This is a genomic window from Parasutterella excrementihominis YIT 11859, assembly GCF_000205025.1.
GTDB lineage: Bacteria > Pseudomonadota > Gammaproteobacteria > Burkholderiales > Burkholderiaceae_F > Parasutterella > Parasutterella excrementihominis.
In genome coordinates this window covers 118,368-143,932 of sequence record NZ_GL883687.1, presented here as the reverse complement: position 1 = coordinate 143,932, position 25,565 = coordinate 118,368, and the positions used below count along the sequence as shown (strand labels likewise).

The 25,565-nt window shown below is 49.9% G+C and carries 23 protein-coding genes; 17 read left to right on the top strand and 6 right to left on the bottom strand.

The window, feature by feature from the left end; genetic code table 11:
• Window positions 1–9: 9 nt before the first annotated feature.
• Window positions 10–702: an HAD family hydrolase gene (locus tag HMPREF9439_RS03210; protein ID WP_008863688.1), complete on the bottom strand. Its 693-nt coding sequence runs from the start codon at window positions 700–702 to the stop codon at window positions 10–12.
• Window positions 699–1,409: an HdaA/DnaA family protein gene (locus HMPREF9439_RS03205; protein ID WP_008863687.1), complete on the bottom strand. Its 711-nt coding sequence runs from the start codon at window positions 1,407–1,409 to the stop codon at window positions 699–701. Before HMPREF9439_RS03205 ends, HMPREF9439_RS03210 begins: the two co-directional genes overlap by 4 nt.
• A 143-nt stretch (window positions 1,410–1,552) precedes the next feature.
• On the opposite strand from HMPREF9439_RS03205, the gene HMPREF9439_RS03200 reads away from it, so the two are divergent.
• From HMPREF9439_RS03200 to HMPREF9439_RS03160, 9 genes are all read left to right on the top strand, one after another.
• A complete protein-coding gene (locus tag HMPREF9439_RS03200; RefSeq protein WP_008810687.1) occupies window positions 1,553–2,005 on the top strand; it encodes a DsbC family protein in 453 nt (150 codons plus the stop codon).
• A gap of 184 nt (window positions 2,006–2,189) precedes the next feature.
• Entirely contained in the window at window positions 2,190–3,224 is a 1,035-nt protein-coding gene (gene purM / locus HMPREF9439_RS03195; RefSeq protein ID WP_008863686.1) for a phosphoribosylformylglycinamidine cyclo-ligase, read from the top strand.
• Between the two features lie 98 nt (window positions 3,225–3,322).
• Window positions 3,323–4,294, top strand: a complete 972-nt coding sequence (locus HMPREF9439_RS03190; protein ID WP_040603374.1) for a LysR family transcriptional regulator — start codon at window positions 3,323–3,325, stop codon at window positions 4,292–4,294.
• A gap of 170 nt (window positions 4,295–4,464) precedes the next feature.
• Window positions 4,465–5,733, top strand: a complete 1,269-nt coding sequence (gene dcuC / locus HMPREF9439_RS03185; protein WP_008810684.1) for a C4-dicarboxylate transporter DcuC — start codon at window positions 4,465–4,467, stop codon at window positions 5,731–5,733.
• 66 nt (window positions 5,734–5,799) lie between these two features.
• Entirely contained in the window at window positions 5,800–6,795 is a 996-nt protein-coding gene (locus HMPREF9439_RS03180) for an asparaginase (protein ID WP_008863683.1), read from the top strand.
• A gap of 34 nt (window positions 6,796–6,829) precedes the next feature.
• The gene (locus HMPREF9439_RS03175) at window positions 6,830–8,236 is read left to right on the top strand and encodes an amidohydrolase family protein (RefSeq protein ID WP_008810682.1); all 1,407 of its coding nucleotides are present in this window, start codon (window positions 6,830–6,832) and stop codon (window positions 8,234–8,236) included.
• Window positions 8,237–8,468: 232 nt separating this feature from the next.
• Window positions 8,469–9,737 carry a M20/M25/M40 family metallo-hydrolase gene (locus HMPREF9439_RS03170; RefSeq protein WP_008863682.1) on the top strand — a complete coding sequence of 423 codons (1,269 nt, stop codon included), beginning with the start codon at window positions 8,469–8,471 and terminating at the stop codon, window positions 9,735–9,737.
• 226 nt (window positions 9,738–9,963) lie between these two features.
• Window positions 9,964–11,487, top strand: a complete 1,524-nt coding sequence (locus HMPREF9439_RS03165; RefSeq protein ID WP_008810680.1) for an alanine/glycine:cation symporter family protein — start codon at window positions 9,964–9,966, stop codon at window positions 11,485–11,487.
• Between the two features lie 99 nt (window positions 11,488–11,586).
• On the top strand, window positions 11,587–12,099 hold the full coding sequence (locus HMPREF9439_RS03160) for a hypothetical protein (RefSeq protein WP_008863680.1): 513 nt from the start codon (window positions 11,587–11,589) through the stop codon (window positions 12,097–12,099).
• Window positions 12,100–12,110: 11 nt separating this feature from the next.
• Here HMPREF9439_RS03160 and miaA read toward each other — a convergent pair whose 3' ends face one another.
• Both miaA and mutL read right to left on the bottom strand, forming a co-directional pair.
• Window positions 12,111–13,055 carry a tRNA (adenosine(37)-N6)-dimethylallyltransferase MiaA gene (gene miaA / locus HMPREF9439_RS03155; RefSeq protein ID WP_008810678.1) on the bottom strand — a complete coding sequence of 315 codons (945 nt, stop codon included), beginning with the start codon at window positions 13,053–13,055 and terminating at the stop codon, window positions 12,111–12,113.
• Window positions 13,055–14,950, bottom strand: coding sequence for a DNA mismatch repair endonuclease MutL (gene mutL / locus HMPREF9439_RS03150; protein ID WP_008863679.1), 1,896 nt, complete (start codon window positions 14,948–14,950; stop codon window positions 13,055–13,057). The genes miaA and mutL overlap by 1 nt, the downstream gene beginning before the upstream one ends.
• Before the next feature lie 170 nt (window positions 14,951–15,120).
• Between mutL and HMPREF9439_RS03145 the strand changes: the two genes are divergently transcribed.
• The 8 genes from HMPREF9439_RS03145 to HMPREF9439_RS03110 all read left to right on the top strand — a co-directional run bounded on the left by HMPREF9439_RS03145 (window position 15,121) and on the right by HMPREF9439_RS03110 (window position 23,085).
• A complete protein-coding gene (locus HMPREF9439_RS03145; RefSeq protein ID WP_008863678.1) occupies window positions 15,121–15,771 on the top strand; it encodes a VTT domain-containing protein in 651 nt (216 codons plus the stop codon).
• 91 nt (window positions 15,772–15,862) lie between these two features.
• Window positions 15,863–16,516, top strand: coding sequence for a VTT domain-containing protein (locus tag HMPREF9439_RS03140; protein ID WP_008810675.1), 654 nt, complete (start codon window positions 15,863–15,865; stop codon window positions 16,514–16,516).
• Between the two features lie 688 nt (window positions 16,517–17,204).
• The gene (locus tag HMPREF9439_RS03135; protein WP_008810674.1) at window positions 17,205–18,605 is read left to right on the top strand and encodes a hypothetical protein; all 1,401 of its coding nucleotides are present in this window, start codon (window positions 17,205–17,207) and stop codon (window positions 18,603–18,605) included.
• Between the two features lie 15 nt (window positions 18,606–18,620).
• Complete coding sequence (locus tag HMPREF9439_RS03130) at window positions 18,621–19,769, top strand: MBL fold metallo-hydrolase (RefSeq protein WP_008810673.1); 1,149 nt, start codon at window positions 18,621–18,623, stop codon at window positions 19,767–19,769.
• Between the two features lie 48 nt (window positions 19,770–19,817).
• Window positions 19,818–21,515, top strand: coding sequence for a CobW family GTP-binding protein (locus tag HMPREF9439_RS03125; RefSeq protein WP_008863677.1), 1,698 nt, complete (start codon window positions 19,818–19,820; stop codon window positions 21,513–21,515).
• Window positions 21,506–22,111: a MotA/TolQ/ExbB proton channel family protein gene (locus HMPREF9439_RS03120; RefSeq protein ID WP_008863676.1), complete on the top strand. Its 606-nt coding sequence runs from the start codon at window positions 21,506–21,508 to the stop codon at window positions 22,109–22,111. The genes HMPREF9439_RS03125 and HMPREF9439_RS03120 overlap by 10 nt, the downstream gene beginning before the upstream one ends.
• Window positions 22,112–22,147: 36 nt before the next feature.
• Window positions 22,148–22,561, top strand: coding sequence for an ExbD/TolR family protein (locus HMPREF9439_RS03115; RefSeq protein ID WP_008810670.1), 414 nt, complete (start codon window positions 22,148–22,150; stop codon window positions 22,559–22,561).
• Window positions 22,558–23,085 (top strand): energy transducer TonB family protein, encoded by a 528-nt coding sequence (locus HMPREF9439_RS03110; RefSeq protein ID WP_008863675.1) that lies wholly within the window; start codon window positions 22,558–22,560, stop codon window positions 23,083–23,085. The genes HMPREF9439_RS03115 and HMPREF9439_RS03110 overlap by 4 nt, the downstream gene beginning before the upstream one ends.
• 201 nt (window positions 23,086–23,286) lie before the next feature.
• Here HMPREF9439_RS03110 and HMPREF9439_RS03105 read toward each other — a convergent pair whose 3' ends face one another.
• Together HMPREF9439_RS03105 and gap are read right to left on the bottom strand one after the other, a co-directional pair.
• A complete protein-coding gene (locus tag HMPREF9439_RS03105; protein ID WP_008810668.1) occupies window positions 23,287–24,486 on the bottom strand; it encodes a phosphoglycerate kinase in 1,200 nt (399 codons plus the stop codon).
• A 63-nt stretch (window positions 24,487–24,549) separates the two neighbouring features.
• Complete coding sequence (gap, locus tag HMPREF9439_RS03100) at window positions 24,550–25,563, bottom strand: type I glyceraldehyde-3-phosphate dehydrogenase (RefSeq protein ID WP_008810667.1); 1,014 nt, start codon at window positions 25,561–25,563, stop codon at window positions 24,550–24,552.
• Window positions 25,564–25,565: the final 2 nt, after the last annotated feature.

The window sequence follows — 25,565 nt, the reverse complement described above, 5'->3', positions numbered from 1 at the left end:
CAGAAGCTTTTAGAACAGCTTATGTTCGCTGAATAATTCCAGAATTTCCCAATGTCTCTCCTGAGCCGTACTTCTTAACCGGTCATCGGGATTCGTTGCTACTGCCTTTCCTCCGTGACGGGCCACATGATCAAGCAGCGGAAAATCATTCATAGAATCGGAAAAGAACGCCGATTCTTTCAGATCCGCTGCCGAGCCGCCGCACTTTTGTATAAAACGCTCGGCGTTGACAACCTTCTGCGTTGCAAAGTTTTCACTGATCCAGCGGCCTGTAAACTCTCCGTCGGGCTTTTCCTCCGGCTCGGCGCAGATCAGATCGCGGATACCGAAAAGCTCGGCAATCGGTTCCACCGCGTAACGGTATGAGGCAGTAATCATCACAACTCTAGCACCGGCCTCACGGTATTTTTTGACGAGATCCACTGCGATGGGCAGTACGTGCGGCATGATGTCCTGCTTTAGATACTGAACTCGGAGTTCATCGAGTTCGCGGCGCGGGAAACGCGCCAGCAGCTTCATTTCAAAATCTTCGAATTTATTGATATCGAGGCAGCCGTTTTTATAGTCGACGTCGTATTGAATTCGTTCGGCGCGAAGCTGTTTTTCATCTTTGCCGACGTGGGAAAGCAAGGTTTCGGCCCACAGGATTGAGCTGTCGACGGGAATCAAGGTGCCGTCTAAATCAAAAAACGCGTATTTCACCGATCTTCCTTTGTATCTTGATTGCGTTCGAACCATTCTTTGATCAAGGGGATGGTCACGGCTCTCTTGGCTGACATGGCATAACGGTCCAAGCTGTGAAGCAGATTACTCATCGTGTGCATGTCGCGCGGAAAATTATTCTCGATCCAGTTCAGAACTTCCGGCGCCACTTTCAGGCCGGTCTGAGACGCCGCCTCCAAAATAACCTGGCGCTTTTGTTCGTCAGACAGCGGAGATAGCTCAAAAACAACGCCCCAGCTGAAGCGGCTGGTAAGGTCTTTACGGAAGCCCTGACGTTCAAAATCTTTCGGGCTGCGGTCTGCAGTCACGACAAGATGGGTTCCGGGATGCTCGCGCACGGTGTTGTAAAGAACAAACAGCTCCTGCTGTTGTTCCGGCGTCAGATCTTGAACATTGTCTACGGCGTAGATTGTGCGGTTTTCGTCGAAAGCAGGAACGCCCTCGCTTTGTTTGCCCAAAGCGCGTACGAGGTGTGTTTTGCCGACACCTTCATATCCCCAAAGGTAAGTAAACTGCGGTCCGCGTCCTTCCTTCAGCTCGGAAATCACGGCCACAGCTTCGCTGTTCGACCCCACAATAAAATTAGAGAGAGTCGGCTGTTTTTCAGGGAAAAAATCCAAAGGAAGCTGGCCCCTTATTTGTTCCTTCTTGTCTTTCTCGGATTCAACCAAATCGTTAACCTGCATCAGTCTGTTTGTTTACTTTTCGGATTCTAAAGGTTTCTCGATAAGACTGAGATCATTCTGCTTGCTACTCAAAACGAAACAGGTATGCCCCGTCGCCTTTTCCTCGGGTTTATCCTAGGCCGTACTTGATCGGAGGAATTTCCATGACAATGACATTTAATGAATCACGATGGCCTAAAGAAAACGCAATCAAGGTAGTGAAAGGCAACGGTGTGAGTAAGCTCGCTGTTTTCATGGATCCGATGTGTGTTTACTGCAAACGGCTCAGCCGCGAAACGCTCGCCAATTTAATGAACGTCACCATCTACTGCTACATTTGGCCGTTCTTAAGCGAAGAATCCAAAGAAATCGCCGGGTGCATCTACTCCAGCGCCGACAAGGCTGACGCCTTGGTTCGCTGGATGAAATACGATCAGATGCCCACCGGAATGCCGAATGAATATTCGGAAGAGATGATTGAACAAAACATTGCGCTGGCCGATTATCTCGGACTGCAGGGGACGCCTGCAATCTTCTTATCCGACGGCCGCGGCCCGTTCGGCGCAATGAGTGCCAAAGCTCTTGCGCACAAGATCATTTCCGCTGAACATTACTAAACCATCCTTTTTAGCTTCAAAGAGCCGGCTTACTGCCGGCTTTTCGTTTGCGCGCTGTTACACAGTCTTTGAGAAAACGTCTTGTTAGCTGTTATCCTCATGCGCGGAATTGAAATGCCGTTCAGCGGCTTTTTCTCCTCTAGAATTGAGCAATTCCCAATCTTCAATCTCAAAGCTGTTAAAGATGACAAAACCTCTTTCCTATGCAGACTCCGGCGTTTCTATTGATGCCGGCGACGAGTTAGTTGAACGCATTAAACCCTTTGCCAAAAAGACCCTGATTCCCGGGGTACTCGGTTCCATCGGCGGCTTCGGTGCCTTGTTTGAAATTTCTAAAGATTACAAGGAACCTGTTCTCGTTACGGGAACGGACGGCGTGGGTACCAAACTCAAACTCGCTTTCCTGCTGAATCGTCACGACACCGTCGGCCAGGACTTGGTCGGCATGAGCGTCAATGACATCCTGGTTCAGGGTGCTAAGTCTTTATTCTTCCTTGACTACTTCGCCTGCGGTCATCTTGATGTCGACGTTGCCGAACGCGTTGTCAAAGGCGTCGCACACGGCTGCGAACTGGCCGGCTGCGCATTGATCGGCGGCGAAACGGCCGAAATGCCGGGCATGTATCCGGCCGGTGAATACGACCTTGCCGGCTTTGCCGTCGGTATTGTCGAAAAGAGCCAAATTATTGACGGCAGCCGCATCAAACCGGGCGACGTCGTTCTCGGACTGGCTTCGAGCGGTCCCCACTCCAACGGCTTTTCTTTAATCCGCAAAGTTGTTGAAGTTTCCGGCAAACCCTGGACAACCAAGCTTTCCGACGGAAAGACTCTGGCAGACGCCGTTATGGAACCGACACGCATCTACGTCAAGCCGGTTCTTGAAGCCATGAAGAGCGTGACCATTAAAGGCATGGCCCACATCACCGGCGGCGGACTGCTTGAGAATATTCCCCGCGTTCTGCCCGAAGGCACTCAGTGCGTGATCAAGGCAGGTTCCTGGAAGCGTCCGGCCGTTTTTGACTGGCTCCAGGAGGAAGGTCATATTGAAGACCACGAAATGTACCGTGTCTTCAATAACGGCATCGGCATGGCCGTCATCGTTGCCGCTGAAGATGCTGAAAAAGCTCAGAAAGCTTTGAAAGCTGCCGGTGAAACCGTCTATCGCATCGGTGTCATTGAAGCGCTGCCGGCCGGCGAAGCCCTCTGCGTTGTGCGCTAAGCATTAGTATTCTCGCTAATTGAGCCTCCTTCGGGAGGCTCAATTGTTTTTAATTTCATTACACTGAAAAGAAACAGAAACCGGTTTCAAGGATAAACATGAGCAAACCCATTACAGAGTCCATCTTGAGCAATGAGACCCGCGTTTTTCTCATGTGCTGTGATTTTCGAAGCTTCTCTGCCGTTGCCCACGCTCTCGGCATCACTCAATCGGCTGTTTCGAAGATCATTCGGAAGTTTGAGGATTCCATCGGCTTTGAATTGTTCATCCGCAACTCCCGGCCGCTGACACTCACCCCAGAAGCCCATCTGCTGCACCGACAGCTTCGGGGTCTCAAAGGCGAGATGACACGCTCTTTGTCCTCGCTGCAAAGCAAGAACTACATTAAGCCGATCCTGCGTATCGGGATCTTGGAAAGTCTTCATTTAAATCTGGGCGTGGCGATCCTCAAAAATCTTCTGCCCAACCTGTCTCAGGTCGTCATGCTGACGGCCAGCGCCAATGTCCTGATACAAAGACTGATTGAGCGAAAGCTCGATCTCATTATCACGAACGACGTTTCCACCGAGCCGTCGCATGTTTTCAGAAGGCTGCTGTTTCATGAACCTTCTGTGCTAATCCTTCCCAAATCTTTTGAAAAAGACCCTAATCAAAACTGGACTTGGCAGCGCCTTGCCGTCTGCGGACTGCCGCTCATTCGCTACTGGAACGAAAGCGGCGCCGGAGAAATCAATGAGATGTTCATGAAAACACACGGCCTCAGGTTTCCGGACAAAATCTCCGTCGACACCAATTCACTTCTAGTGACGCTCGTCTCCCAGGGCATCGGCTGGGGATTTTCTCGGCCGACTACCGTCCTGGAAAACATTCACATGCATCCTCATTTCATCGTCCGAGAAATGCAAAAACCCAGTTTTAGCCGAGAAGTGTATTTAATCGGCCGGGAACAGGAATTTGTCGTGGAATCCGAGATCATTACCGACATTGCTAAGCAATTCGTTCAAGAAAACATTATTCCCGAAAGTCTCAAATTCGCACCTTGGGTCAAAGAAGGTTTTACGGTCGGATAGGGCAATTATCCTTTAATTTCATACAAATAAAAGACAATTACAAATCATAAAGTATTCCAACGCGGCATAGATCTTATTCTTCGGTTTCCGAAGCCTGATCCTAAAATATTGGTATAGCCTCAAACCACAAAGAGGTTTCCAACCAAAATTCCCATAAAAAGGAGAAAACTATGCCAATCACAGGCTGGATTGCCATCCTCGTCCTGATCGTCATGTGCTACATGCTGATCAAACAGTACGAAACCCGTATGGTGCTGTTCGGAGGCGGTTTCATTCTCTGCTGTATTTCCCTCGCCCCAATGGCCGGCTTAAACGCCTTTGCCAAAACCATGACCAACGGTGCTTTGATCACGGCCATCTGCTCGGCTACCGGATTTGCCTATTGCGTTACCTATACAGAGTGCGACCGTTCCTTAGTGCATTATCTGACGCGTCCGATCCGCAACGTCGGCATCCTGATGATTCCGATCACCTCGCTGCTTACCTTTGCGATCAACATCGCTATTCCCTCAGCTGCCGGTGTGGGCGCCGTTGTCGGTACGACCTTGATTCCTCTGCTGCTTAGAGCAGGCTTCAAACCGGCCGCCGCTGCAGCAGCCGTTCTGATGGGCACCACCGGTTCTCTGCTTTCTCCGGGCTTGTCTCACAACGCCTATGTTTCCGACATGGCTCATATGTCCATCATGGACCTGATCAGCTATCACGGCATCTATTCCCTGATGATCGGTGTGGTCGGCGCCGTCGGCCTGTGCATTGTCTGCTGGGTTTTGGGCGACAACAAAGGCGAAAAAATGGCGGAAGCCAACCCTGCCGCCGATGCAGAAACGTCCTCCTTTAAGCCGAGCCCCATCAAGGCTTTCGTTCCGCTGATCCCGATCATCCTCATGCTCGTATTCACGTTCTGGATTCCCTCGGTCAAGATGGGCGTTGCACCGGCCATGCTGATCGGTACGATTGTCTGCCTGATCGTTGCTATGTGCGACCCGCAGCAGTTCTCCAAGCAGTTCTTCAAAGGTATGGGCGACTCCTACGGCAGCATCATGGGCATCATCATTGCCGCCGGCGTGCTGGCTGCGGGCTTAACCGCTTCCGGGTTAATTAAAGGCCTCATCGCTTTGATGGTTCAGTCCAAGGAAATTGCACAGTGGGGCGGCTCGATCGGACCATTCGTCCTCTCCGTTCTGATGGGCAGCGGCGACGCAGGCGCCATGGCCTTCAACAGTGCCGTCACTCCGCATGCTCAGGAATTCGGTATGCAGATCCACAGCCTCGGCTCTCTGGCTTTCTTAGCAGGCGCTGCCGGCCGCACGGCTTCCCCGATTGCCGGCATCACCATTCTTGTTGCCGGCTTGGCTAAGGCCAATCCTTTTGACGTTGCAAAGAGAACCTTCCTTCCGATGGTTGTTGCAGTTATTCTTCTTGCCATCTTTATGAGGTAAGAAGCTCTCCCCGGCGCGGGAAGGGCTTCCTTTCCGCGCTCTATTTTTCGGACATACGAGACCGCTATGAAAAAAACGAAAATCGCCGTCATCGGAACCGGAGGCACCATCGTCAGCAGCGGTGCAAATGCAACGCAAATGACGGGCTACAGCATCACGGATGCCGACATTCATACAATTATGACGGCTCTGCCTGAGCTTAATGACATCGCTGAAATCGCTACTTTCTCTGTTTTCAATATCGGTTCGAGCAACATCAAGCTCTCCAACTGGCTGGAGCTCGTGTGTCTGATCAACAAACTTTCCAAGGAAAACTTTGACGGTTTTGTCGTAACACACGGCACCGACACGATGGAAGAAACCGCATTCTTTGCGAATCTGACATTAAAGACTGAGAAACCTGTTGTCTTTACCGGCTCCATGAAACCGGCTACAGCGGTTTCCGCCGACGGTCCTTTAAACCTTCTAAATGCCGTCCGTTTGGCGGGTTCTCCTAAAGCGGCCGGTAAAGGCGTTCTCGTTTCGCTTAACGGCACGATTCATGGAGCACGTGACGTCGTCAAAACCAACACCGTTGCCGTAGAAACCTTCAAGTCTCCGAACAGCGGCCCGCTCGGATACATCATCGGGGATCAGATTGATTTCCTGACCGAATCCGTCAAGCCGCATACACTGCGGTCCTGCTTCGAAGTCGGAGAAACAGACACCGCTGACGAATATCCGAGAGTCTGTGCACTTCTTTGCTGCGCCGACCAAAACCCGGACTTGCTCGAGGCGGCCGTTGACAAGGGCTTCCACGGTATTGTTTTGAGCTGCACGGGCAACGGTTCGGTTCCTTTGGTTTTCGAACCCGTGCTTCAGAAAGCTCATGATGTTGTGTGCGTCCGTTCCAGTCGTACCGGAAGCGGCCCTGTAACGGAGGGGATGACGCGCTGGCAAGTCAACGGTATGATTCCCTCAGGAACCTTAAATCCTCAAAAAGCAAGAATCCTGCTTCAGTTAAGCCTAAAGAAGTTCGGGCTTGACCTAGAAAAAATTAAAGAGATCTTCAAAACATATTGATCTTTCTTGGATCAATTAATCCTAAGGAGAAAACATGTACGACTTACTTCTCAAGAATGCTTGGGTCGTCGATCCGCTGAATTCTGTTAACGGCGTTGCCGATGTCGCCATCCAGGACAGCAAAATTGCCAAAGTCCAGCGCGACATCACGGAAGAAGCTAAAGAAGTCATCGACTTTACCGGCAAAACTCTTCAGCCCGGCATTATTGACAGCCACGTTCACCTCGGCGAAATGTGGGGCTCTCCCTTCGGCCCGAGAATGCTGGCAATGAACGGTGTCACGACTTGCCTGGATATGGCCGGTCCTCTGGAGAACATTCTTGACAACGTTCCTAAATACGGCGTCGGCATTAACATGGCGATCCTCCAGTTCGCCTCTCCTCCCTTCACCTTCAAGGATGCCAACCCTTCCCAGCAGGAAATGATCGACTTGATCGACAAATCCCTGGAAGAAGGCGCGCTCGGTGTCAAACTCCTCGGCGGCCACTATCCGCTTGAACCCGAAGTCTCTTCTCTGCTCATCCGCACCGCCTTGGAACGCAGAGCTTACGTTGCCTGGCATGCAGGAACGACTAAGAACGGCTCCAACATCAACGGCATGATTGAAGCCGTGAAGATGGCTGACGGCTATCCGATGCATTTAGCCCACATCAACGCCTACTGCCGCGGCGCCATCAAAGACGCTATGGAAGAAACGGCCATTGCGATCGATTTGCTCAAAGCCAATCCCAACATCTTCTGCGAAAGCTATGTCTCTCCGAAGAACGGTACACGTCTGACATGCGACAAGGACGGCAAGATTCAGTCCAAGGTGACGGGGAACTGCCTTAGAGCTTTCGGCTTTACCGAAGACAAAGACGGTGTGAGAGCTGCGTTGTTAGCCGGCAAGGCCTTCGTAGTTTACGATGCCGGCGGTTATTCTGATCTGATGACCGGTGAAGAAGCCCTTCGCCGCTGGGAAGCTGCTGACACGAACGTCGGCGGAAGCTTCAACATCAATCCTCCGCTGCCTCGTATCGCCTTGGCTCAGGCCAAACGCGATGACGGCTCCTTCGTCGTTGACGCAATTTCCACCGACGGCGGATGCATCCCCCGCAACGTCATCCTTTCTCAAGGACTGTCTCTCGTAAAACTGGACATCTTGAGTCTCAGCGAATTTGCACAGAAGACCTCTTTGAACCCGGCCCGTATGCTCCGTTTGGCAAACAAGGGTCACCTCTCCGTCGGCGCAGACGCAGATATCACTGTTTACGACTACGCTACTCAGATGCCTGTGGCTTCCTTCATCGAAGGCCGCAAAGTTCTCTTCAACGGAGAATTGGTTTCTAAGGGCGCAACCGTCATCTGTACCGAACACGGCAAAGACGCCATTGAAAAACGCGGCATGAAGGCAATTGTGGTTGATCCCGGCAAGCAGATCGAACGCATCACAGCCCTCTAAAACTTCTTGCCTGTAATACCGACCGAGCGGGGCGCCGAAAGGAGTCCGCTCTTTTTCTTTGTTGTCCGGACGGGTGCTGTTAACTGAGAGCTTCTTAATTACCAAAGAATTTTCCGTGATTTATCTATTGTCGTTTCCCCACCTTCCCACAATTGCAACTTTCTGAAACAATCAAAGGTTAAGGGTGAACTAAGGCACCCTGCTTTTTATCGAACAACCTCAAAGGAAAGATATGACCGATCCGCGTCCCGTCTGCACAGAAAAAACTCAAGACATCATCAAGACTCTGCGCTCCAATGTCCAGGTCGAGGCTGCCCTCGAACTGGCCGTCAAACAGCAGGAAAAGCGCATTGCCGACCAAATCATTCTGACCGAAACTCCGGCTCCTCCCTTCCATGAAGAAGAAAGAGCCAAGGTTCTCCTCGGTATGTTCAAACAGTACGGTTTGACCGATGTCAAACAGGACGCCATCGGCAATGTTATCGGCCGCAGAAAAGGCACCGGCAACGGTCCCACACTCGTCGTCGGCGCTCACATCGACACCGTGTTCCCGGCCGGTACTGACTGCAAAGTTCACAGAGACGGCGACGTCTACAGCGCTCCCGGCATCTCCGATGACGCTGCCGGCTTGGCCTCCATGCTGCAGGTTATCCGCTGCCTGAACGAAAACAACATTGAAACCGTCGGCGACATCGTCTTCGTCGGAACATTGGGTGAAGAAGGCAACGGCGACTTACGCGGCTGCAAAGCGCTCTTCAAAGAAAAGAATGACTATGACGGCATGATCGCCATCGACTCCGCCAATGTTCACCGCATTCTGCGCGGTGCTGTCGGCTGCAAGCGCTTCCGCATTATTTTCGAAGGCCCCGGCGGACACAGCCTCCACAAATTCGGCATTGTCGGTTCTGCTATTCACGGCCTGTCCCGCGCCATCGTCCGTGTTGACGAACTCAAGGTTCCGACCGATCCGAAATGCACTTTCAACTTCGGTGTGATCAAAGGCGGTACCAGCGTAAACGCCATTGCTGCACGCGCTGAAGCCGAACTTGATATCCGAAGCTTCAATCAGCCTGCACTCGAAGCTTTCGTTAAGACCGTTCTTGAAACTATCGAAGCCGCCTGCGACGAAGAAAACATGCGCTGGGGCCTCGAAGGCGACGGCATGGTCTCTTTGAAGATCGAACAAATCGGAGACCGTCCTGCCGGCATGAACGCTGATGACGCTTCCGTCATTCAGGCTGCTTACGGCTCTCTCTTGTCTTTAGGCATTTCTCTGGACAAGTACACTCTGGCCGCAACCGACCAGAACGTGCCTTTGTTCTACGGTCTGCCTGCTACAACGCTCGGCGCCGGCGGCACGGAAGAAAACAACCACGCTTTATCCGAGCGTTGGAACGCCAAAGACGCTTTCCAAGGACCTCAGGTCGCCTTTCTCACAGCCCTCACTCTGGTCGGCATGAAGGGTGTTTCTGAACCGATCCTTGAGAAGGTGCAGCATTAATTTGTTATAACATTTCGAAGCTGAATCCAATTCAGCTCTTGACCGAAGCCGGGTCCGCCCGGCTTTTGTTTTGTCCCTATAACGCAAAAAACCGAGAAAATCGAGTTTTTTTCGGGATTTTTATTTGCAAAACTAAAAAAAAACTAATTTTTGTATCGTGAACTTGATTTAATTTGCGGTACCTTATTTTTTAGAAATAACTTTAAAGCCTTCGGAGTTTGGCCAAATGGAATCATTTATTAATACCGTCAACGGAATTGTCTGGTCACCGGCATTGGTTTACCTTTGCCTCGGCGCCGGTCTTTTCCTTTCTCTGCGCGGCGGTTTCTTACAGCTCAGACACCTTAAACATATGTGGCAGCTGCTCTTTCAGCCGAAAGACAACGTCACCGGTGTTTCCTCTTTTCAAGCCTTGTCTATGACTCTTGCAGGTCGTGTCGGTACCGGCAACATCGCCGGTGTGGCAACTGCAATTACTTTCGGCGGTCCCGGCGCCATCTTCTGGATGTGGATGGTTGCATTCCTCGGCGCCTCTTCTGCTTTCGTCGAATCCACACTCGGCCAGGTCTATAAAGAAAAAATCAACGGCGAATACCGCGGCGGCCCTGCTTTCTACATTGAACGCGGCTTGGGTGTCAAATGGTTCGCCTGGCTCTTTGCCATCGTCACCATCTTCTCCTGCGGTCTTTTCCTTCCCGGTGTGCAGGCAAACGCCATTGCCACCTCTATGGAAAACGCCTTCGGCATCGCTCCAGCAATTTCCGCCGGCTTCATCGCTGCTCTGCTCTCCTTCATTGTGTTCGGCGGCTTAAAGAGAATCGCAGCCTTCACGACGCTCGTCGTCCCGTTCATGGCCCAAGCCTATGTGATCTTCTCTTTGGTGATCGTGTTCATGCACGTTGATCTGCTGGACGACGTCCTCGTCCTCATCGTCAAGAGCGCCTTCGGTGTTGACGCCGCTTTCGGCGCCATCATCGGTCTGGCTGTCTCCTGGGGTGTCAAACGCGGCATCTACTCTAACGAAGCAGGCCAAGGTACCGGTCCTCACGCTTCTTCCGCAGCTTCTGTCAGCCATCCGGCAAAACAAGGTTTGGTTCAGGCCTTCTCCGTCTACGTTGACACGCTGCTCGTTTGCTCTGCCACCGCTTTCATGATCCTCATCACCGGAAGCTATAACGTTGTCGGTCCTGACAATGCCCCGATGTTCATTGGTCTGAAAGATGTCGCTACAGGTCCTGCTTACACCCAGGCCGCTGTTGAAGGCTTAATGCCAGGATTCGGACAGGCATTCGTTGCCATCGCTCTGTTCTTCTTTGCCTTCACGACGATCCTTTCTTATTACTACATTTCAGAAACCAACGTTTCCTACATCAATAGAAAACTGCATCGTCCGTTCTTATTCTTTATCCTCAAGCTGTTTGTCATGGGCTCCTGCATCTTCGGCGCTGTTAAAACAGCCGACCTAGCATGGGCTGTGGGCGACATCGGCGTCGGTCTGATGGCTTGGCTCAACATCATCGCCATTTTGCTGCTGAACAAGAAAGCCTTCCTCTGCTTGCGCGACTACGAAAAGCAGCTTGCTATCGGCCTTGACCCGGTTTTCCATCCGGAAAAACTCGGCATCAAGAACGCCAACTACTGGGTCGGTGAACGTGCTGAAGAAATTCGCGACAAGGAACGCGCAAAACTCAACAGCGGCTCTCGACAAGACTTGGAAGGCAATGTTTTGAACGTGGCATCAGGTAATTAGCTCATTTGAGTGTTTGCTCTAAAAGCGTCGGTCATCCGGCGCTTTTTTCATATCAAACGAATTACAATAAGAAATAAATTGTTACAAACAATATCAAGGATGTTCATCGTGCTAAGAAGAAAATTTTTTGCATTCACTTCAGCCGTTGCCGCCTGTGCAGCCTTTTTCTGCCTTCCTGCAGCTGCGGCTGATTTCACCTGCCCCTACTTCTCTTTACCGCTGACCGGAGACTGGGCTCAGCAGAGAATGCAGCCGGGCTCGGTTCCTCCGAATACTTTCGCGACACTTTTTGCCAGCCGCAAGGCCGGTGAAGGCGTGCTCATTACCGTCATTCCTTCGGATAAAGCTCCAAAAGAAGCTGCTCAGATCATGGCAAATAACTACAAGCAGCAGGGAATGAGAGTGATCGGCAATCCGGTTCAGATTCCTGGGCAGAATGCTTATCGTTTCGCTTACGTCAGCGCCAATAACAAGATGCATGCCATTGTGTTCATCTCAGGCAACGGCAAACATCTCGCAAATGTTTCCGTCCTCGGCAGGCACGGAACAGGCGGCTTAGCCTTACTGAAAGGACTTTCTTCTAAAGAAGACAAGCTCTTCCCGAAGTTCTAAGAACTCAAAAATTATTGCTGCAAGCCGGACAAAATTTGTTCGGCTTCTTTTTTAAGCACGGCTAAAGAGGCAACCTTTTCATCAGGATTGAGCAGCAGTGTGCCCTGCATGGAGCGCATCCATGTCATTTGACGCTTTGCAAGCTGTCGGGTTGCAGCGATTCCGGCTTCTTTGAACGCATCAAACGTCGTCAAACCAGACAGATAATTCCACGCCTGGCGATACCCGACGGAACGCATGCTCGGAAGATCCGCATGCATGCCGGGCATTGCCATCAGCTTTTTCACTTCGTCTAAAAAGCCGTTTTTAATCATCAGCTCAAATCGTTCTGCGATCCTTGCGTGAAGCGCCGCTCGATCCGGAGGAAGCAATGCATAAGAGCTAAGTTTCAGGAGCGGCTCTCCTTTCTGAGCCGTAAGTTCCGAAATCGGTTTGCCCGTCATCTCAAAAACTTCCAGCGCTCTTGTAATGCGCTGAGTATCCGCCGGCGCCAGTCGATCCGCGGTCTTAGGATCGACCGACCTCAATCTTTCATAAAGTGCGGGGAGGCCTTTTTCATTCAGCTCTGCGCCGATCTTTTCACGCACCGCCGGATCGGTTGCCGGCAGCGGAGAAAGGCCTTCTCGGACGGCTTTTGCGTAAAGCATGGTTCCTCCTACAATCAGAGGCACTTTTCCGCGATTTCGTATTTCTGCAACAAGTCGTACGCAGTCCTGTGCAAAATCTGCAGCAGAGTAACTCTCCGTCGGTTCGATAATGTCGATGAGATGATGCGGAACTGCGGCCATTTCTTCTTTTGTCGGTTTGGCTGTACCGATGTCCATATGTCGATAGACCAAGGCGGAATCAATTGAAATAATCTCACTGGGAATTTCCTCGGCTAAGCGAAGCGCCAGTGCCGTCTTTCCGCTAGCGGTCGGCCCCAGCAGCAAAATGGCTTGTGAATCCGACATCATCACTTACCTCTCATGAAGAAACTGTCTAATTCTTTAGCACTCAGCTGAACCCAGGTCGGACGACCGTGATTGCACTCGTCCGCACGATCCGTCTGCTCCATTTGCCGCAAGATCGCGTCCATTTCCTCGATCGTCAGGATGCGGTTTACACGAACAGCTGCATGACAAGCCATTCTTGAAAGCACTTCGTTGCGCTTTTCCGTCATTGCCGTGCTCTTTCCGTACTGGCGGAAGTCATCGAGCACCTCGCGCACGATGGTCGGACCTGCCTGAGAAATTTGATTGATCATCAGCTGCGGAACACTCCGCAAGCTCAGCTGATTTGGCCCGACAGCACTCAATTCCAGTCCAAGCTGCTCTAGCTCTTCACGGGCATCTTCAAATGTCGCCATCTGCTCAGGAGTTACGGTAAAGACCAAAGGAATGAGCATCTCCTGCATCGGCATCTTGCGCTCATCAAAACTCTTTTTGAGACGCTCGTAAAGGATACGTTCATGCGCAGCATGCATATCAACTAAAACCATGCCGGCTGAGTTTTCAGCGATGATAAACGTTCCGCAAACTTGTCCGACAGCACGTCCGAGGGGCTGAGGTCTCTTCGGCGCTTCTGCCGCTGGTTTCGGAGTGGCATGGTTTGCAGAGAGAGTCGCCGGATCTACTTTCATCGCCGCAATGGTTGTCGGGAAGGAGTTCTGAAAACTCTTTGGATGCGGAGATGAAAAATCCAAATATGCTTCCGTATTCGTCCTTGAAGGTTTAGGCTGGGCCGGCCTGAATGAGGACGGATTAACAGTCGGAGCCACCGGCGCTTCTGCAGGCGCCTGAGCAGAGGCATCACGAGGCGAAGACGGCAGCGCCGTGTCCATAATTTCTCCGCTTGAAGGATCCACAATCGTCGTCCTGGCTAAGGCGTCCTCAACTGCATGGAAGATGAACTGATGGACCGCCTGAGAATCTCTCATGCGCACTTCGCTCTTGGTCGGGTGTACGTTCACGTCCACCTTGTGCGGATCCATCTGGAGAAACAGGCAGTAGCTGGGTTGGCTCGACCCGTGAAGAACGTCTTGGTAAGCCATCCGAACGCCATGCGACAAAACCTTATCTCGAACAAATCGGCCGTTGACATAGAAATACTGACAATCCGCGCGGCTTCTCGCGGCAGTCGGAAGACACACCCAGCCGTAAAGACGCAGCGCCGGCGCCTTAATATCCAATGCTCTGTGAGCGTCTCTAAAATCTCGAGGCATCAGGCGCGTCAAACGTTCTTCAATGGAAGAGGCAGGAAGATTGATAATCGGTTTTCCGTTTGCGACAAACAAAAAGGCAACTTCCGGATAAGCCAGCGCAATACGTTCAATCACCGTTTGGCAATGAGCAGCTTCCGTGCCTTCGCTCTTCAAAAACTTGCGGCGTGCCGGAGTCTTGTAAAAGAGGTCCGCCACTTCAATGCGTGTGCCCTTATTTCCGGAGGCAGCGGATATCTCTCCGTCGGCAATGCTGAACGCATCTTCACCGGCAACTCTGGAAATCACTTTCATGTCGGAGACGCTCGCGATCGAGGCAAGAGCTTCGCCGCGGAACCCAAGCGAGCTCACACTTTCCAGTTCATCCAGGTTGGAAACCTTGCTCGTTGCATGGCGCTTTACAGCCAAAGCAAGCTGATCTTTGGGAATACCGCAGCCGTTATCTGAAACGACAATGCGCTTAATACCGCCGCCCTCAATTCGAACTTCAACAGAGTCAGCTCCGGCGTCAATGGCGTTTTCTACCAGCTCCTTAACAACGGACGCGGGTCGCTCAACCACTTCACCGGCTGCAATCTGACTAATCAGCTGATCCGAGAGTTCCTGAATTTTTCGTTCAGGACGCCTTGTTTCCAGTGTTGTTTCTTCCATGTAATTCGTCTCTTCACGAAGAGTGCATGTCCCCTTACCTTATCGCAGTCAGATGAAGCCTGCAAGGACAAGTTTCTCTACTCTTCGGACTACTTTGAGCATCAACAATATATTTAGCCTAAAGCCTTTTCTACAATCGAATGCGGCAATCAAGGATAACAAGGATAACAATGAACTTTTTTAGCGCATTCTTAGAAATGTTCCGCAACAGCGACCAATTCATAGCACACATGTCTGCGGAGTACGGCATCTATGTGTATTTATTTCTCTTTACGGTCTACTTTTTGGAAACCGGAATTGTGATTTGTGCCCTCCTGCCGGGTGACTCGCTTATCTTTGTCTCGGGTGCCGCAAGCGCAGCCGGCATCCTCAACCCGCTCGGAGCTTTCTTGGCTATAGCGCTCGGTGCTTGTTTCGGAAATACCGTTGCATACGGAATCGGTTACTTTCTCGGCAGCAAGATATACGACGGCTCCATTAAATGGATTGACCAACAGCAAATGGCAAAAACGCAGGCATTTTTTGCCAAACATGGGAAACTTACTATCGTCTTAGCTCGTTTCGTTCCGATTATTCGTTCCTTTGCTCCGCTAGTGGCCGGTGCAGCAAAAATGAGCCGACTTAATTTTGAAGTCAGCGGTACGGTCGGAGCCGTTCTTTGGGCAGGAATTATCCTTGCCGCCGGTCACCTTTTTGGGAATATTCCCTTCATTAAGAACAACCTTTCTCTCATTCTTGTCGGCGGAATCGTTCTTGGGTTGGCTCCTTTTGTTATCGGTTACATTGTCAAAAAGTGGAGACAACATCCGGATGAGAAATAGTTAGGAAATACACGGTATCCAACTTGCCTTTTCACATGTCTTTTTCAGCAATTCAGCTACAATTTCGGTCCATTGACTATACAAAAAGAAAATGGACTTCTTAACACTTACCTTAGAGCTGTTCCGCAATGCGGATCACTTCATCATGTACATTGCACAGACCTACGGATGGTGGGTCTACCTTGTGCTGTTCATGATTTTCTACAGTGAAACCGGGATTGTCATTTGCGCCTTCCTCCCGGGTGACTCTCTCCTTTTTATCGCCGGCGCCGCTGCCGCAGCAGGTGCTTTGAATCCTTGGCTCCTCATCGTCATTATTTCTCTGGGCGCGATCCTAGGAAATACAACGAATTTTTACATAGGCAATTGGCTTGGCAATAAGATCTATGACGGCTCAATCAGCTGGATTGATCAAGATGCTTTAAAGAAAACTCACGACTTCTACGAGAAGCACGGCGGAAAAACTATTGTCCTGGCCCGTTTTGTACCGATTGTTCGTTCATTTGCCCCATTAGTCGCAGGTGCCGCTAAAATGAACCCCCTCCGTTTTGAACTCTACAGCGGAGGAGGGGCCATTGTTTGGGTCGGCGGCATTGTCTTGGCTGGTTACTTATTCGGCAATATCCCTTTCATCAAAAACAATCTTTCTTTAATTTTGGTTGTTGGTATCCTTGCTGCCTTAGTTCCCTTTTCCTGCGCACTTCTTATCCAATTATGGAGAAAGTACATAATGAAACAGCGTTAGTTTGCTAAAACCAAAACCTTTCTTCGAAAGCCGCTCATTTCTATGGCGGCTTTTGTTTTGCCCCATTGTTATTAAAGAGCTTTTAAGAACATTCCCTATCTATTAAAAAATAGAGGTTATCGACAAACAATTAGTGGGATTATTCAGTAAGGATTTTGAGATTAGGGATCTCCTTAGGCGGGTAATTTTTTTGCTTTATTTCTGATATAAGAGAGGAGGTTTTCTTCGCCAAAGCTTTCTATACCTCAAGCTTAACCGTTAATTTTATCAACCCGAATACATCCAAGTAAAGATATTTATTTTTTACCTAGCAGGGGTTTCTATAATTTCTTTTATAAAAAAACGCTGACTCATCACTTGGTAAAGACGCGGTTAAAGCTCAGAATCTTACAAATGGGAGCATGATACTGCTGAACTTAGGGGGATTTTCGGACAAATAAAAATTATCCCCGTGCCAATAGGGGTGATAAAAATTATAAATAGCCCCGTATTTTCCCTTTGGTAATTTCGCTGATATAGCCGGGGGAAAAATGTTTCTAGACTGAATGAGTACTTCTATCGAGGCTCTTTTAGGCCCATTCAATCTTATATAACCACTTCTGCGAAGTTTTCAGTTTTTCGCAATTTAGTTCGAGATGACCTGACCAGCCCCGTTTGGTACGAATATAGATAACTAAGGGGAATTTAGATGACAAATCCACTACCGTATCTTGAGCAGCGAAAGCTGGTTAAGCGATGGTCAGGTCCCATCGCTCCTATCGCCAACCTCATCTTTACTCTGATTCTATTTGCCATTACCTGGTGGATCTTCCAAGATCCGCGCGGTGTAATGCGCTTCTACACTCCGTATGTCGGGTATAACTATTGCCGTTGGTGGTTAATTATCCTGATTTGGATGGCCTACATTTTTGATTTTTGGCCTTTCAAGCGGAAATGGCTGGAAACAGCGCATCCGCTCCAAAAAGGTCTCGTGCTGGCCCTAATATCAGTTGCCATCATGATTATGATGATTCACGGGTTTTTCCAGTCCGTTCTCGGCAACACTGCCTTTGCCTATTTCAACCCTCAACAGCTCCTTAAGCTCAAAGGTTTGACAGAGTTCTACGCAACCGAGTATGCAGCTCAGGCCTGCATGATGTTCGCCGTGATCGCTTCCTGGATCTCTCCGGCATGGGTCGTCGCTCTTGAAGGCCGTCCGTGGGAAAATTTAGCGCAGCCGGCAAAAGGTTTCTCTATTTGGCTTGGCACTTTCTGCCTGAGTTTCGTCATTTACTTTATGACGATGCACAACCATATGGGCATCCTTTACTATCCGTGGCAGTACTTCACTTCCATTGCTCCTCCGTATTGGGAAGAATTCGCACAGACCGTATCCGCCAACTTCCATGTAGCTTGGATTATGTGCTGTACCGTTGTGGTGTGGTTCATGGAAGGCATCTGGGAACGCTACCCGTTCACGATGATTAAGACTCCGTGGCTCCGCAGACTGGCTGTTTTCTTCGGCATTATTGTTATTTCCTGGGCTCTGTGCTTCTTCTTCTGGTACATGCAGGAATTAACATGGGGCGAAGCAATTCGCGGTCACAGACGCGACGCTGCTCCTGACTGGCGCTGGCTGCATGTCGGCGAAACCGCCATCTTCTTCCTCGTTCCGGCGCTCTTCCTGCAGTTCTACTGCGGCAATTGGCCCCGTAAGTTCAGCACTCCGGTTAACGTCTTAATCAGATCCACCATCGTTCTTCTGGGCGGCGTTGCGATCTACTGCTTGTATTACAAGTACGGTCATTTCTTCCTCGGAACTCAGAAGGGATTCTCTCATCCGCAGCAGTTCCCGATGATCCCGATGATTTGGTTAATCGACATTTGGCTGATTAACTGGTGGTTCATGGACGGATGGCCAGGCTGGAAACTGACGATGCGTACAGCCGAAGAAGTCGAAGCTGCAGAAAAAGAAGTTGAAGAACGAGCTGTTTGGCGCACAGACATGATACCGGGCTTGGTATGCGGAATCGCAGTCGGTATCGCCTTCTACTTCGCCGTCGTCTGGGTTCTCCCGATCTGCAGCAAACTGTTCACATTAGTCGATTAAAAGAAAGGAATAATTATGAAACGACGTAATTTCGTACAAGGTTTAGCACTTGGTGCCGGTGTTGGTACTCTCGGTGCAATGGGTGCCTATTCTTACTCACCCGCCCGCACGGCCTTTCTTCCTGACATTAAACGCGGAACAGCTGACATCGGCTTGTGCAAATCCGTCAAGATCACCAACATTTCCGAAACAAGCTGGTTTGACAACAGCATCTTTATGCAGGACGTCACGGCTTCCGGCGGTTTGTTGGTTGACCAGTACACCTATAACTGGGCGCCCTTCGGCAACGGTAAAGGCCCCGGCAAAGGAACTTATGAAGACGGTATGAAAAATATCGGACCGTACCTTCCTAAAAATCTGGAAAAAGCTTGGGAAATCACTCGTGAACTGAGTGAGCATGCCGACAACGCAGGCGGCTACTCCTGCCTCGTTGAAATCGAAGCTCTGGACGGCAAGAAAACGAAGTACTTGTTTGACTGCGGCTGGAACTACATGTGGATGGATCAATGCTTCAAGCGCGAAGGCATCGACAAAATGCTCGCCAACGGTGAGATAGCTGCCTTTATCTCCACGCATGAGCACATGGACCACTATTTCGGCTTCCCTGTCGTCGCCAAATACGGCCCCAACGTCACTGTCTACCGTCCATCCACTTTCTACCCTGCAGGTAAGGACTATATGGTGCGCTCCGGCCATGTCGGCAAGGTAATTGACGTCACGAAAGGACTCCATAAAATCCAGGAAGGTGTGGCACTGTACCAGTTCGAATGCCCGATTATTTTCAAGGTCTACGGAGAGATGTCTCTGTACTGCAACGTTAAAGACGTAGGTTTGGTTTCCATTACGGGCTGCTGCCATCAAGGCATCATCCTGTTTGCGGACACGGCTTACAAAGAAATCGCTTACGAAAACGATAAGTTCTACGGTCTTTACGGCGGCCTTCATATCTCCCCGTTTGACGACTGGGATCCGAAGTATGACGACTTGGTCATAGGCCTTAAGAAATGGGATCTTCAGAAGGTGGGCTGCAACCACTGCACAGGCTTAATCACAGCACAAAAATTCGTGGATGCAGGTTATCCGGTGGTACAGGGTACAGCTCGGTTCCGTTCGAAGACAACCAACTACTTAGGCAACGGTGATACGTTACTGTTCCCAAGTTAATTTAACCGCTATCGGCCCCGGGAAGCGGGGCCGGAAAGATTTTCCACCATGTTGCTCGATTGTTTAATTCCCCGAAGCCTTTCTCCTGAAACCGAAAACGAAGGCGTCACTCTTCTTCACAACCTCCTCATGCAGCTCCACTTAGACCGTAAGGTTGCACGAGGATTAGGGTGGAGGGGTTTTCTCCCTTCAAATAAGGGAAATTTCTCTTGGTCCACAAGACTGGCTAACAGCGACTTGGTATATGGAATCGTCTTCATGGGAGAAGAGCATGATGATCAGGCGATTGCCTCCTCGTTTGATCTCTACGCTTTTCCCGTGGGAGACGAATTAAAGACCCAAATGCCCGAGAGCATGCAGGGGTTATACAAAAAAGATAATCACATTCAAAAGATCAGGACTCTATCCGAACATTTCCAGGAACTGCAGGATTTTAAGATCGGTTCGATGGGACTCGTGTTTCGGTTAGATAAAAAAGGTCTTAATCTTTCGTTCCATACTCACAAAAGAGACGCCCGCTTTATCGGACGAGAGATGCGGCCGGCACGTGCCCTTATGCCGCTTTTTTCCGCCCTGATTCAATCATTTAAAACGTCTTTAAACACCACTCCGGCTCTTGGAGTACTGAAATCCGGCAATCTGCCCAGTGTAAATGACTTCTTTATAGAAGCAGAGTTCGGCTTGCCGGTCTTTGAAGACGATGAAGAAATGGACGCCGTTTATAAACTCTCTGCACCTCCTCTTTCATATATCCCGGATGAAGTTGACCTTAGTGACAAACCTCTCATTCACGTTCTTTGCGGTTTTTTAGGATCAGGAAAAACCACTTTTCTGCAAAATTGGCTCAATTTCCTTCACACACGAGAACGTTTTACCGGTGTCCTTCAGAACGAATTTGGTGAAATCGATTTAGACACGGCACTCATCGGAGATGAAACTTGTGTTGAGGCTCTCAACGATGGCTGCATTTGCTGTTCGCTCGCCGACAGCCTTCGTCCGGGGATTTTGCGGTTAATTCAGAACACTCCGGCCGATCAACTGATCTTGGAAACGACCGGTTTAGCAAATCCCGATAACGTGGTTCATTCTCTGGAAGAACTAAATGATATTTGCAAGATCGGTCTAGTCGTCTCTGTGGCCGATGCACCCAACCTTACCGAACATCCGGAATATCTCAATGAAAAACTAAGATTGGCCCAACTTACACGAGCAGACGTCATTGTCGTCAGTAAAGCGGATCTCGTCTGCGACGAAAGCATCGAGCGGCTCACGCAGTCACTACACGATCTTAATTCCAAAGCATTGATCATTCTTTCTGCCAACGGCGATGCAAACTTTGCCGTCCTTGATCACTTCTTCAACCACTGGATAGACAAAAAGTACGGTATGTTTACCTCTCGAAAACACACGCCGGGAGCAGACACGATGCTGCTGAACAACGCCGGGTTTTCCATGCGAGGCAATACCAGTCTATTCGAAACTTGTGCCGTCAAATTTTCTGAACCGCTTGAATTGGAACGAATTGAACCAATCATTCGAAACTCAGGAAAAAAGGTGCTTCGCGCCAAGGGAATTGTCGATATTGTCGGAAAAGGCTGCTGCGAGGTTCAATATACAGATGGAATGCTGAGCATCTCGCAGGCTCGTGATGACTTGCAAGCCTGCGATCGATGGCTGACAATCATTGGAAAAGGCCTCAGACCACAAACGGGCTCAACAACTATAAGGAAGTCAAGATGTCTCTGATTATCGCCGGCGGATGGGTAATGGTACCCTTACTATTGATCTCCATTATTGTCCTTGCTTTGATTATTGATCGGTCTTTAAGTTACATCTGGAATCCGCTTCCGGATGCGGATCAACAAAAGAATATTCTTGAAAAAATTCAAAAAGGCGAATTTGCAGCAGCTGAAACATATTTCTCCGAAACACCTTGGCTCAAAAATTATGCTTCCGCGCTCGGTTCCAGTGAGAAGATGCCTTTTTACGAAGGCGTATTAGCTGAAAATATCTCGTCCTTAGCCGCTATGATGGATAAACGCCTGCCTCTTTTAGCTACGCTGGGTAGGATTTCCCCCTTGCTCGGGTTGTTGGGAACGATCATCGGAATGATTCAGACTTTCGCAGTCATAGCACAATCTCGCAGCGGCATCGATATGGAACTATTAGCCGAAGGAATATGGCAGGCATTAATTACGACCGCAACCGGTCTAATCATCGCCATTCCTGCCGTTTTTTGCTACAGGATTTTCCTTTCGATCGAGAGTAACCGATTGGATTATTTAAACCGCGTGGCCAACAAGGCAGTTCTTTATAAACAGTCTCAGAATAACGCGGCCTAACCCATAGGAAGTCTAGTAACCCGGAGGGAGAGAATTATGATCAACATAAGAGCACGCGGGGAGCGAGAAGACTCTTCTGACCTGACTTCTCTCATTGACGTCGTCTTTATTCTTCTGATCTTCTTTATCCTAGCAGCTAGTTTTGCCGTCCATTCTATTGATTTTGACCTCCCTCCGGCAAAAACATCGAAAGCCTTGGCTGGCCATGTGGTTGAAATTCGCCTAAACAAAGACGGATCATTCCTCTGCGACGGCATCCCAACCAAAAAAGAAGAACTCGATGAACGTTTGGCTTCAGTAATTATCCAATTCAAGGCCAGACCGGGTCAGATTGTGTTGATGGCAGATCCTCAGGCGCCTGCCGGAGAGATGATTTATTTGGTCGATGCTGTTCGTCAACACGGAGGCGAGAAGCTTCATGTCGCTACCTCTCCGAGGGTCGAAAAATGAGCGAACTTTCCAATGACACACTCAAAATCGGCATCTCGCTAGCGATCTTGTGCCATTGTTTTGGTTTGATGTTTTTAACCGCACCTGCGCCGTCCGAAGAAGATTTTCCAATGACCGTCATCGTAAAACTGGACAGTGCACAAGCAGCTGTCTCAGAACAAGGACAATCTCTTGGGATGGAATCTGTTTCGGAAAATAGCCTCACTGAAAAAAAAGTCGCCGATAAAAAACGAGAGATTTACCTACAATACCTTGAAGATGTTTCGCTTTGCATTCACGCGCGGAGGTTCCTAGAGCCAAATTCTCACGGTCTGATCGGTATTGCTCTTTACAAAATCCGTGTCACTGCCGACGGAATTTTCACAGCAGCCGATCTTTACAAAAGTTCAGGAAATAAGCAATTAGATCGGGCAGGTCTGACAGCTGTCAGAGCATGCAGCGGCTTTGTTAAGCGTCCTCCTTCAACCGGCGTACAGCCAATGAATATCTACCAGGAGGTGAGATATCAGTATCGACTTCGATGAAACAATAAACAGGCCGTTTATTCAAGATATTTTGACTTTTCAGATCGTTAAATACGAATAGTTCAGACCTTTCGGATTTACGAGTCTGAAAAGTCTAAATTTTCTCCTCAACTCCTCTGGAAAGCAAAGAAATTTCCCGGTCAATAAAACAAAAACCTGCCGATTTGAGGTCGACAGGTTTCGTTATTTCAGAAAAGACTATTACTTAGTTCTTTCCTGAAGGGCTGCGATAGCAGGCAATGTCTTGCCTTCAAGGAATTCAAGGAAGGCACCGCCGCCTGTAGAGATATAAGAAACTTTATCTGCCACCTTAAAGGCTTTCGCCGCAGCAATCGTATCGCCGCCGCCGACAATCGTGAAAGCACCGTTAGCAGTAGCTTCGGCAACTTTTTCTGCGAGGTCGCGGGTACCTTCTTTGAAGTTGTCCATTTCGAAAACGCCGACCGGACCGTTCCAAATGATCGTCTTGGCGTCTTTCAGGTATTCAGCAAGCATTTTGCTGGTCTTCGGACCGATATCGAGAATCATTTCGTCTGCTTCGATATCGTCAAGATCACAGATTCTGAAGCCGGCGTCATATCCAATATGGTGGGCCACAACAACGTCAACCGGAAGAGGAAGATGACCACCTTTCTCTTTCATGATCTTCATGACTTCTTTGCATTCGCCGACAAGGGCAGGCTCAGCCAAAGAAGTACCGATGTGATGACCTTCAGCCAAAAGGAACGTGTTGGCAATACCGCCGCCGACAATCAAGGTATCAACCAGCGGAGCCAGATGCTTCAAAATGGTGAGCTTCGTGGAAACCTTGGAACCGCCGACGATAGCAACCAGCGGACGTTTGGCTTCGGCAACAGCCTTTGTCAGAGCCTTGATTTCTTTGGCAAGCAGAGGACCAGCGCAGGCGACTTCGGCTTCGCGGGCCAGACCGTCAGTGGTGGCCTGAGCGCGGTGAGCGGTTCCGAAAGCGTCGTTAACGTAGACATCGCAAAGCTTTGCCATCTTCTTAACGAGTTCGGGATCGTTTTTCTTCTCGCCGACATTGCCTCGGCAGTTTTCAAGAATCACGACTTCACCCGGCTTTACGTCAACGCCGTTGAGCCAGTCTTTTTCAAAACGGATCGGCATGCCGAGCATCTTGCCGAACGTTTCGGCAACTTTAGCCAGACTGTCCTGTTCTGTGAGTTCGCCTTCCTTAGGACGACCCAGGTGAGAGCAGACCATCACGCCGGCGCCGCCCTTCAGAGCCATCTTCACGGCAGGCATGGATTCTTTCAAGCGATGGTCATCAGTAACGTTGCCTTCTGCATCGCGGGGAACATTCATGTCGGCACGAATAAAAACACGCTTTCCTTCAAGCGCGCCTTCATTGACTAATTCTTCAAGTGTTTTGACTTTCATGGATCTTCTTTCCTGTTAAACCAAACCCCGACAATGCGGGGTTTGATCAAGTGATTTTAAGAATTACTTCGCGTTGTACATCGCAACAGCGGTGTCGAGCATTCTGCAGGAGAAGCCCCACTCGTTGTCATACCAAGCAACAGCTTTCACCAGCGTACCGTCGATGACCTTAGTCAGAGTGGCATCGAAAATGGAGGAGAAGGAAGTGTGGTTGAAGTCGGAAGAAACCAGCGGCAGTTCGTTGTAGCCGAGAATGCCTTTAAGTTCGGGACTTTCGGAGGCTTCCAGAATGATCTTGTTGACTTCTTCAACGGTTGTCGGACGCTTAGCGTTGAAGGTAAGGTCGGCAACGGAAACGTTCAGAGTCGGAACGCGCATGGCGTAACCGTCAAGCTTGCCCTTCAGTTCGGGGATCACGACACCGACGGCCTTGGCAGCACCGGTCTTCGTCGGGATGATGTTGTCGGCAGCGGCACGGGCGCGGCGCAGATCTTTGTGCTTAACGTCGGTCAGAACCTGGTCATTTGTGAAGGCGTGGATAGTAGTCATCATGCCGTCAACAATGCCGAGTTTATCCATCAAAGGCTTAACGAACGGGCACATGCAGTTGGTGGTGCAGGAAGCGTTGGAAACGACAACGTCGCTTGCCTTGAGAACGTCCTGGTTCACACCGTAGACAACAGTAGCGTCAACGTCTTTGCCCGGAGCGGAGATCAAAACTTTCTTAGCACCGGCTTCGATGTGCTGCATGGCGCCTTCTTTATCGCGGAATGCACCCGTGCATTCGAGAACGATATCGACGTCCAGATCTTTCCAAGGAAGCTTCTTCGGATCACGCTCGGAGCACATGAAAATGCGGTCTCCGTTCACGACCAGATGACCGTCGTCCCAGTAAACGTCGCCGTTGAACTTGCCGTGCGTTGTGTCGAACTTGGTCAGATGAACGGTGGCTTCGGGTTTAGCAGTATCGTTAATGGCAACGATCTTAACGTCCGGCCATTTCTTTTCTTCATAGAAAGCGCGGAGGACGTTGCGACCGATGCGGCCGTAACCGGTAATAGCAACTCGAATAGTCATGT

Coding starts and splice junctions, on each gene's coding strand:
- HMPREF9439_RS03140 (WP_008810675.1), top strand. CDS start 15,863: ATGGACTTCTTAACACTTACCTTAGAGCTGTTCCGCAATGCGGATCAC.
- HMPREF9439_RS03130 (WP_008810673.1), top strand. CDS start 18,621: ATGAAACGACGTAATTTCGTACAAGGTTTAGCACTTGGTGCCGGTGTT.
- gap (WP_008810667.1), bottom strand. CDS start 25,563: ATGACTATTCGAGTTGCTATTACCGGTTACGGCCGCATCGGTCGCAAC.
- HMPREF9439_RS03205 (WP_008863687.1), bottom strand. CDS start 1,409: ATGCAGGTTAACGATTTGGTTGAATCCGAGAAAGACAAGAAGGAACAA.
- HMPREF9439_RS03200 (WP_008810687.1), top strand. CDS start 1,553: ATGACAATGACATTTAATGAATCACGATGGCCTAAAGAAAACGCAATC.
- HMPREF9439_RS03120 (WP_008863676.1), top strand. CDS start 21,506: ATGTCTCTGATTATCGCCGGCGGATGGGTAATGGTACCCTTACTATTG.
- purM (WP_008863686.1), top strand. CDS start 2,190: ATGACAAAACCTCTTTCCTATGCAGACTCCGGCGTTTCTATTGATGCC.
- dcuC (WP_008810684.1), top strand. CDS start 4,465: ATGCCAATCACAGGCTGGATTGCCATCCTCGTCCTGATCGTCATGTGC.
- HMPREF9439_RS03180 (WP_008863683.1), top strand. CDS start 5,800: ATGAAAAAAACGAAAATCGCCGTCATCGGAACCGGAGGCACCATCGTC.
- HMPREF9439_RS03170 (WP_008863682.1), top strand. CDS start 8,469: ATGACCGATCCGCGTCCCGTCTGCACAGAAAAAACTCAAGACATCATC.
- HMPREF9439_RS03165 (WP_008810680.1), top strand. CDS start 9,964: ATGGAATCATTTATTAATACCGTCAACGGAATTGTCTGGTCACCGGCA.
- HMPREF9439_RS03145 (WP_008863678.1), top strand. CDS start 15,121: ATGAACTTTTTTAGCGCATTCTTAGAAATGTTCCGCAACAGCGACCAA.
- HMPREF9439_RS03125 (WP_008863677.1), top strand. CDS start 19,818: ATGTTGCTCGATTGTTTAATTCCCCGAAGCCTTTCTCCTGAAACCGAA.
- HMPREF9439_RS03135 (WP_008810674.1), top strand. CDS start 17,205: ATGACAAATCCACTACCGTATCTTGAGCAGCGAAAGCTGGTTAAGCGA.
- HMPREF9439_RS03160 (WP_008863680.1), top strand. CDS start 11,587: ATGTTCATCGTGCTAAGAAGAAAATTTTTTGCATTCACTTCAGCCGTT.
- HMPREF9439_RS03115 (WP_008810670.1), top strand. CDS start 22,148: ATGATCAACATAAGAGCACGCGGGGAGCGAGAAGACTCTTCTGACCTG.
- miaA (WP_008810678.1), bottom strand. CDS start 13,055: ATGATGTCGGATTCACAAGCCATTTTGCTGCTGGGGCCGACCGCTAGC.
- HMPREF9439_RS03175 (WP_008810682.1), top strand. CDS start 6,830: ATGTACGACTTACTTCTCAAGAATGCTTGGGTCGTCGATCCGCTGAAT.
- HMPREF9439_RS03105 (WP_008810668.1), bottom strand. CDS start 24,486: ATGAAAGTCAAAACACTTGAAGAATTAGTCAATGAAGGCGCGCTTGAA.
- HMPREF9439_RS03190 (WP_040603374.1), top strand. CDS start 3,323: ATGAGCAAACCCATTACAGAGTCCATCTTGAGCAATGAGACCCGCGTT.
- HMPREF9439_RS03110 (WP_008863675.1), top strand. CDS start 22,558: ATGAGCGAACTTTCCAATGACACACTCAAAATCGGCATCTCGCTAGCG.
- mutL (WP_008863679.1), bottom strand. CDS start 14,950: ATGGAAGAAACAACACTGGAAACAAGGCGTCCTGAACGAAAAATTCAG.